We start from the raw sequence: 8,065 nt of genomic DNA on the forward strand, positions 1-8,065 counted from the left end.
CGGATATCGGGGAAAGCGGCCTTGTATTTTGCCGCCACAGCGGCGTCGCGGGCTCTGAGGCCGTTGCGGGCGGCGATGTCCTGGCCCTCCGGCGTGTAGAGGAAGTCGAGATAGGTCTTGGCCAGATCGCGCGTGCCGTGCTCGTCGGCAACCTTGTCGACGATCGCGACGGGGAATTCGGCCAGCAGGCTGACCGTCGGAGTGACCTGCTCGAACTTGCCGTCGCCATACTCCTTGCGAATGCCGCGCGTCTCCGACTCGAAGGTGATCAGCACATCACCGATCTCGCGCTGCACGAAGGTGGTGGTCGCGGCGCGGCCGCCGGTGTCGAAAATCGGCACGTTGTTGAAAAGCTTGGTGATGAACTCCTTCACCTTGGCCTCGTCGCCCTTGAAGGCTTCCTTGGCGTAGGCGGTGGCCGCCAGATAGGTGTAGCGCGCATTGCCGGAGGTTTTCGGATTTGGGAAAATCACCTGCACGTCGTCGCGCACGAGATCGTTCCAGTCCTTGATATGCTTGGGATTGCCCGCGCGGACAAGGAAGGACGGCAGCGAATAGAAGGGCGAGGCGTTGTCGGGAAAATCCTTTTGCCAGTCGGCCGAGACGAGGTCCTTCTTGACCAGGAAGTCGATGTCGGTGACCTGGTTGAAGGTAACGACATCGGCGCCAAGGCCCTCGGCGATGGCACGCGCCTGCGCCGAAGTGCCGGCATGCGACTGATCGACCGTGACGCCCGGATGCTGCGCGATGAAGGCCTTGTTCACCTGCACGAACAGTTCGCGGCCGACGTCATAGGACGCATTGAGCAGTTTGTCGGCCGACCAGGCTTGGGAGGATGCAAGGAACAGGCCTGCGACGGTGGCAAGCCCGAGGAAAAATCGTCTCATGAAAACAGGCTCCGATGCAATTTATGGTGGGACCATAGCCGGGGTGCGTGGTGTGCGACGAGGCATGCGCCGTAGGTTCGTGGCCTCATCGTAGGAAAATATGTCGCCTAAGTCGATGAATGTTGGAATTCTGTTCCAGGAGAATGCTACCTTCGTCGGAGTTTTTCTGCGCCTTGTTTTGCGGCGCTGCATGGCATATACAAAAGGCATATACAAAAGAGCTGCAACATGCCCCAGAGCCGACATTCAACAACGCCGCCCAAGGAGGCGAAGCTGTTTCGCAACAACCGCAGCCAGGCGGTGCGCATTCCTGTCGAGTTCGAGCTTCCCGGCGAAAAAGTCCTGATCAGCCGGGAAGGCGATCGTCTTGTCATCGAGCCGGTTCGCAAGCCTGGCCTCACCGCGTTGCTCGCCCAGTGGGCGAAAGAGCCGCCGCTCGATCCTGAAGACGACTTCCCCGAGATCTACGACACGCCAGTCAAATCCGAGGACATTTTCTAGATGCGGTTCATGCTGGATACGAACATTATCAGCGACATGATCCGAAACCCGGCTGGCAAGGCCGCGAGGGCAATGTCGCGCGAGGGAGATGACGCCGTTTGCACCAGCATCGTGGTCGCCTCGGAATTGCGATATGGCTGCGCCAAGAAGGGATCGGCCAAGCTGCTCAAGAAGGTTGAAGACTTGCTGGCCGAGATTCCTGTCTTGCCGCTCGATGTGCCGGTGGATGCCGAGTATGGCGGACTTCGCGCCGAGCTTGAAGCCGCGGGCCAGACCATTGGCCACAACGATCTTTTTATCGCCGCTCATGCCTGTGCATTGGGCACCACGCTGGTGACCGCCAACACGGGAGAGTTCAACCGGATCAGGGGCCTGAAGGTCGAGAACTGGCTGGCGTAGCCATAGACCAGAGGATCAAGCCGCCGGAAAAAGCTTCCAGCGTCCGGGGCGGAACGCCACCCGGCTTTTCTGCGCCGCGGGGTGATCGACCGGCAGTTCGATTTCGACCCGCTGGCGCTCTCCGCCTATTTCAAGCTCGACCCGGCGCGTGCCGGCCACGCGGCGGCTGGCGGCGACCGTGCCGGCGATGCAGCCGCTGCAGCCGTCCAGCAATTCGACATCGTGCGGGCGGAAGTAGAGCGTCGCATCGCCCGAGGGCTCGTTGGGCGCGGCAAGCCCGATCGGACGGTCGGCGAGCCAGATTTCGCCATTCTCGACCTTGACGGGAAGCGAGCTCGATTCACCGATGAAGCCGTAGACGAAGGGCGAGTTCGGCGTGTCGTAGATATCGTCGGCGGTGCCGACCTGCTCGATGCGGCCCTGGCTCATCACCACGACGCGGTCGGCAAGCTCCAGCGCCTCTTCCTGGTCGTGGGTGACGAAGACGGTGGTGTGGCCGGTGGCGTCATGGATTTCGCGCAGCCAGCGGCGCAATTCCCGGCGCACTTGCGCGTCAAGCGCGCCGAACGGCTCGTCGAGCAGCAGCACCTTGGGCTCGATCGCCATGGCGCGCGCCAGCGCCACGCGCTGCCTCTGGCCGCCGGAGAGCTGCGCCGGATAGCGCTTTTCGAGCCCTGAAAGCTGGACGAGGTCCAGAAGCTCGGAGGCGCGACGGCGGATCTCCTGCGCCGGCGGGCGCGACGGTCCGTGCCGGACCTTCAGGCCGAAGCCGATATTGTCCGCCACCGTCATGTGCCGGAACAGCGCATAGTGCTGGAAGACAAAGCCGACATTGCGCTCCTGGATGGACTTGTGCGAGGCGTCCTCGTCGCCGAAGAATATCTTTCCCCGTGTCGGCCGCTCCAGCCCGGCGATCAGCCTGAGCAGCGTCGTCTTGCCGGAACCGGACGGTCCCAGCAACGCGATCAGTTCGCCCGACTTGATGTCGAGCGACACGTCGTGAAGCGCCGGAAACTGGTCAAACTCCTTGCGCACGTTGGCAACGCGAACTTCCATAGTGGTCCCTTTGTCAGTGCCCGCGTGTCGCGGCGATCTCGGCGCCGTAGCGCATCTCGAGAAGTGTTTTCAAGACCAGCGTGACGAGCGCCAGGCCCGCAAGCAATGAAGCGACGGCGAAGGCACCGACGGCGTTGTACTCGTTGTAGAGGATTTCGACATGCAGCGGCATGGTGTTGGTCAGGCCGCGTATGTGGCCCGACACCACCGATACCGCGCCGAACTCGCCCATGGCACGCGCATTGCACAGGAGCACGCCGTAGAGCAGCCCCCATTTGACGTTGGGCAAGGTCACGTACCAGAAGGTCTGCCAGCCATTGGCGCCGAGCGAAAGCGCTGCCTCCTCGTCGCCATTGCCTTGTTCCTGCATCAGCGGGATCAACTCGCGGGCGACGAAGGGGAAGGTGACGAAGATTGTGGCCAGCACGATGCCCGGCACGGCAAACAGGATGACGATGCCATGCGCTTTCAGCCATGTGCCGAGCAGCCCCTGGGCGCCGAACAGAAGCACATAGACGAGGCCCGATATGACCGGCGAGACCGAGAAGGGGAGGTCGATCAGCGTGGTCAGGAAGGCCTTGCCCTTGAACTCGAACTTGGCGATCGCCCAGGCGGCGGAGATGCCGAAGACGATGTTGAGCGGCACCGAGATCGCCGCCACCAGCAGCGTCAGCCGGATCGCCGAGCGCGTGTCGGCACTGCCGAGCGCTTCGGTGTAGGCACCGATGCCCTTGGCGAAGGCTTCGTTGAAGACGATGATCAGCGGCAAGAGCAGGAAAATGCCGAGGAAGGCGAAGGCGACGGCCATCAGAGCAAGGCGCGCAGGGCGGCTTTCAGTGACCGCCGCCGACTGGCTTTCATGATGCGGTTCGTAGGATTTGATCTCCGGGTCAGCCATAGCGCTTGCGGCTCCATGACTGTGCGAGATTGACGACCAAAAGCATGATGAACGACAGAGCGAGCATGATCGCCGCGATCGCTGTCGCCGCCGGATAATTGTATTCCTCCAACCGAATGACGATCAGCAGGGGTGCGATTTCTGATTTGTAGGGCAAGTTGCCGGCGATGAAGATGACCGAGCCGTATTCACCGACGCCACGCGCGAAGGCGAGGGCGAAGCCGGTGACGATGGCCGGCGCCAGGCCCGGAAACAGGATGCGGGTGATGATCTGGAAGCGATTGGCGCCAAGCGTGGCGGCGGCTTCCTCCACTTCCTTGTCGATCTCCTCCATGATCGGCTGCACGGTGCGCACGACGAAGGGCAGGCCGATGAAGATCAGCGCGATGACAATACCGAGCGGCGTATAGGCGACCTTGATGCCGAGCGGCATCAGCAATTTGCCGATCCAGCCGTTCGGCGCGTAGAGCGTGGTCAGCGCGATGCCGGCCACAGCCGTCGGCAGGGCGAAGGGCAGGTCGACCATGGCATCGACGATGCGGCGGCCGGGGAAACGGTATCGCACCAGCACCCATGCGACCAGCGTGCCGAAGACGACGTTGACCGCAGCCGCGACGAAGGCGGTGCCGAAGCTGATTCTCAGCGCATTGATGGTGCGGCGATCGGTGGCGATCGCCCAGAATTCAGGCCAGCCAAGGGCGGCCGAGCGCCAGAGCAGCCCGGATAGCGGGATGAGGATGATGAGGGTGAGGTAGGCAAGCGAGAAGCCGAGCGTCAATCCGAAACCCGGAATGACGCTCGGCTGCCTGAATCGCCACCCCGCCTGGGCGGGTGCTGTGGTCATGTCGTCCTGAATATCGACTGCTTACTGGGGCTTGTAGATCTGGTCGAATATACCACCATCGCCGAAATGATAAGGCTGTGCTTTTTTCCAGCCACCAAACTGTGGATCGTCGATGGTTACGAGCTTGATCGGCGGCAGCTTGGCGAGGTCCTCGGCCGGCACCAGATCGGGCTTGGCAGGACGATAATGGTTCTTGGCGATGATCGTCTGCGCTTCTTTGGAATAGAGCCAGCTCAGATAGGCTTCGGCGACCTTGCGCGTGCCCTTGGCATCGACATTGGCGTCGACTACCGCCACCGGCGGTTCTGCCAGGATGGAGGTCGGCGGGTAGACGATGTCGAAATTGTCGGCACCGAACTCGTCGAGCGCCAGATAGGCCTCGTTTTCCCAGGCGATAAGCACATCGCCAAGACCCTTTTGCGCGAAGGTCACGGTCGAGCCGCGCGCGCCGGTGTCGAGCACCGGAGCATTGGCGTAGAGCTTGCCGACGAACTCCTTGGTCTTGGCCTCGTCGCCGCCGTCATTGGCGTTGGCGTAGGCCCAGGCGGCGAGATAGTTCCAGCGCGCGCCGCCGGAGGTTTTGGGATTGGGCGTAATCACCTGGACACCGTCCTTGACGAGGTCGCTCCAGTCGTGAATGCCCTTGGGATTGCCCTTGCGGACGAGGAAGATGATGGTCGAGGTGTAAGGCGCTGAATTGTTTTCGAATTTGGTGCGCCAGTCCGGATTGATCTTCTTCGCCTTCGAGACGATGGCGTTGATGTCGCCTTCAAGTGCCAGCGTCACCACATCGGCATCGAGGCCATCGATCACGGCGCGGGCCTGGGCGCCCGATCCGCCATGCGACTGCTGGACGGTGACGGTCTCTCCGGTCTCGGCCTTCCAATGCGCGACGAAAGCTTCGTCATAGGCCTTGTAGAGCTCGCGTGTCGGATCGTAGGACACGTTGAGAATGGTGGTATCGGCAAACGCGAAACCGAGCGTGCCGAACTGGACAGATGTGGCGACCAGTGCGCCGAGCAGTTTCCTGAAATGAGGTTTGGTCATTTCTGCCTCCGTTGAACCCGCGCCAAATCTACCGAATTGGTAGAAATTAGATGCATTCAATGTTGCCTTTTTTGCCCCTCTTGAGAAAATGTTCGACGCCATTTCGCCGTTAGGAGAAATATTTTCCTCTTGAGGCCAAAGGAAGAATCCATGACCCGGCCACTCAGCCTATCTAGCAAGGGGCGGTGCCGAGGCAAGGTGCGGAATTTGGTCCGGTGCATCAATCGGCGGTGATGGGAAAGTCGAAACGCTGTCTGGCGAACGGTTCGCTTTTCAGCGTGAAGTGCCACCATTCCCTTGCATAGTTCTTGAAGCCGCCGGCGCGCATGGCGTCGACAAGCATCTTGCGGTTTGCCGCCACTTCACTGGCAAGGCCTCGGTGGGCGGTTTCGCTCATCGGATCAAAGCAGTCGAAGCCGGTGCCGAAATCGAGCGTGTCGGCATCGCCCGCGCCGCAGGCCTGGTTCGGGCTGGACCTGCGGTCCGTCCGGGCGACGGCGACATCGACGGTCGAGCCACGTGAATGGGTCGATAGTTCTCCGACATAACCCTTGGCGATCAGCTCACTGCGCCTGACCTTCGGATACCATTGTGGATCGGGCGACCCGCCATCGCGCGTCCATTCATTCATGTCGGCGACGGCGCGGGCAGGGCGGTAGCAATCGAACAACATCAGGGTCAGGCCTTTGGCGGCGATCGCTTTCTGGACGGCGGACAGTGCCTTTGCCGCCTGCTCGGTGAGGATGCAGGCCGGGGCGTCATAGCCGTCCACCTTGCGATGCAGAAAATTGTCCGATCCGGCGTAGCGTATGTCCTGGCGGATCGAGGGATCGACATCGGCGAGCCGGACGAAGCCGGCGGGCAGGGCATCGGCCAAAGCGGGGAGGGTGGTTGCCGCGACAAGGATTGTTGCTGCCAGTGCCGAGGCTGCCGACAAGAACGGATTGCGCGAGGGGTGCCTCGGAACAGGCATGGGTGAGTATCCTGCTATCTGCCGAGCGTCCGGAAAGCCAATTCCATGAATCTCTTGGCGCGATCTATTCGACGAACACCTTCACACTCGCCGCACGCCCTGCGGCGTCGATGACGGTCAGCGTCGAATAGCCGGCGCCGTCGGGCTGCCAGGTCGCGGTGCGGCGACGATCGATGCCTGCCAGCGGCTTGCCGTTGGCGAGCCAGCGGAACGGCGCACGGCCGCCTTGCAGCTTCAGCACCAGTGGCGAGGCGTCGGCCGAATTGGTGCCGAGATCGACGCGGGCGCCGTCAGGCGGGAAGATGATGGTCGGTGCGGGTTCGCTCACCGTCGCCTGCACCAGGCCATCCGACCCGGCGCCGAAGCGGGCGAGCGTCACCGGCAGGTCCTCGCGTCTGGGGCTGAACATGCCGGGCGGTTTGCCCGGCAAGGGGACGGTGGCGAGGCCCGAGCGGACAAAACCCTCGAACAGGATGGGAGCGGCCGAGACATAGCCGGAAAGGCCGGGCACCGCGCCGGCATCGGGGCGGCCGACCCAGACGCCCAGCACGTAGCGGCCGTCGAAGCCGACCGACCAGGCGTCGCGGTATCCGTAGGACGTGCCGGTCTTGTAGGCGATGCCGCGCTGCAAGGCCCCCTCGGGCGGCTTGACGCCTGACAATATGTCGATGATCTGCCAGTTGGCCTGACCGTCGAGGATGGTGGCGCTGGTGCGCTCGGCATCGGCAGGCTCGGTGCCGTCATGCAGCGTGTGCGTCTTGCCGCCATTGGCGAGCCCTGTGTAGAGCTGGACGAGGTCGCGCAATGTCACCCCGACGCCGCCAAGACCGATGGCCAGGCCCGGGGCTTCGTTGACCGGCAGTATGGGGCTGACGCCGGCCTGGCGGAAGCGCGCCATCAGCCGCGTTGGCCCGACCGCGTCGAGCACGCGGATCGCCGGCACATTGAGCGACAATTGTAGCGCTTGCCGGATGCTGACATCGCCCTGGTAGCCCATGTCGAAATTCTTCGGCCGGTAGCCGGAGAAATCGACGGGGCTGTCGTCGATCAGCGTTTCCTGCGCCACCAGGCCCTGTTCGAAGGCCAAACCGTAGATGAAGGGCTTTAGCGTCGAGCCTGGCGAGCGGACGATCTTTGTCATGTCGATCCAGCCGGAGCGGCTTGCGTCGAAGAAATTGGCCGAGCCGACTTCGCCAAGGATGTCGCCGGTGCGGGAGTCGGCCAGCACCATAGCGACCGACAGGCGGGGGCCGAGCTTGGTGGCCGCGTCCCTCGCCACCTGTTCCAGCCCCTCCTGGACGCTCTTGCGGATCGTCAGCTGCAAGGGCTGACCGGGGACGGCCTTGGGCAACATCGCATAGGCGGCGTGCGCGGCGAGCGCCGGCAGCGTGCGGCGCAGGTCCGAGACATCGTCGAGGGAGGCCCGTGCGGCCTCGCGCTCGCCGAGCAGGCGGGTGGAG

The 8,065-nt window shown here is 63.0% G+C and carries 9 protein-coding genes; 2 read left to right on the plus strand and 7 right to left on the minus strand.

What is annotated here, in order from left to right; all coding sequences use genetic code 11:
• Positions 1 to 887 (minus strand): sulfate ABC transporter substrate-binding protein (locus tag EN906_RS14765; protein WP_127375233.1); only part of this gene is annotated, 887 nt, incomplete at its 3' end.
• 228 nt (positions 888 to 1,115) lie between these two features.
• Between EN906_RS14765 and EN906_RS14770 the strand changes: the two genes are divergently transcribed.
• Positions 1,116 to 1,388 (plus strand): antitoxin, encoded by a 273-nt coding sequence (locus EN906_RS14770; protein WP_127271402.1) that lies wholly within the window; start codon positions 1,116 to 1,118, stop codon positions 1,386 to 1,388.
• Positions 1,389 to 1,787 (plus strand): type II toxin-antitoxin system VapC family toxin, encoded by a 399-nt coding sequence (locus EN906_RS14775; RefSeq protein ID WP_127271404.1) that lies wholly within the window; start codon positions 1,389 to 1,391, stop codon positions 1,785 to 1,787.
• A 15-nt stretch (positions 1,788 to 1,802) separates the two neighbouring features.
• Here EN906_RS14775 and EN906_RS14780 read toward each other — a convergent pair whose 3' ends face one another.
• From EN906_RS14780 to EN906_RS14805, 6 genes are all read right to left on the minus strand, one after another.
• Entirely contained in the window at positions 1,803 to 2,843 is a 1,041-nt protein-coding gene (locus EN906_RS14780) for a sulfate/molybdate ABC transporter ATP-binding protein (RefSeq protein WP_127271867.1), read from the minus strand.
• Between the two features lie 13 nt (positions 2,844 to 2,856).
• On the minus strand, positions 2,857 to 3,741 hold the full coding sequence (cysW, locus tag EN906_RS14785) for a sulfate ABC transporter permease subunit CysW (protein ID WP_127270916.1): 885 nt from the start codon (positions 3,739 to 3,741) through the stop codon (positions 2,857 to 2,859).
• Positions 3,734 to 4,585: a sulfate ABC transporter permease subunit CysT gene (gene cysT, locus EN906_RS14790; RefSeq protein ID WP_013530875.1), complete on the minus strand. Its 852-nt coding sequence runs from the start codon at positions 4,583 to 4,585 to the stop codon at positions 3,734 to 3,736. The genes cysW and cysT overlap by 8 nt, the downstream gene beginning before the upstream one ends.
• Positions 4,586 to 4,606: 21 nt before the next feature.
• Positions 4,607 to 5,632 carry a sulfate ABC transporter substrate-binding protein gene (locus EN906_RS14795; protein ID WP_127271865.1) on the minus strand — a complete coding sequence of 342 codons (1,026 nt, stop codon included), beginning with the start codon at positions 5,630 to 5,632 and terminating at the stop codon, positions 4,607 to 4,609.
• Between the two features lie 220 nt (positions 5,633 to 5,852).
• Positions 5,853 to 6,605: a M15 family metallopeptidase gene (locus EN906_RS14800; RefSeq protein ID WP_127271863.1), complete on the minus strand. Its 753-nt coding sequence runs from the start codon at positions 6,603 to 6,605 to the stop codon at positions 5,853 to 5,855.
• 64 nt (positions 6,606 to 6,669) lie between these two features.
• Positions 6,670 to 8,065: penicillin-binding transpeptidase domain-containing protein (locus tag EN906_RS14805; RefSeq protein WP_127375234.1), on the minus strand; the 1,396-nt coding region annotated here is incomplete at its 5' end.

Source organism: Mesorhizobium sp. M7A.F.Ca.CA.004.06.1.1 (assembly GCF_003999135.1).
Classification (GTDB): domain Bacteria; phylum Pseudomonadota; class Alphaproteobacteria; order Rhizobiales; family Rhizobiaceae; genus Mesorhizobium.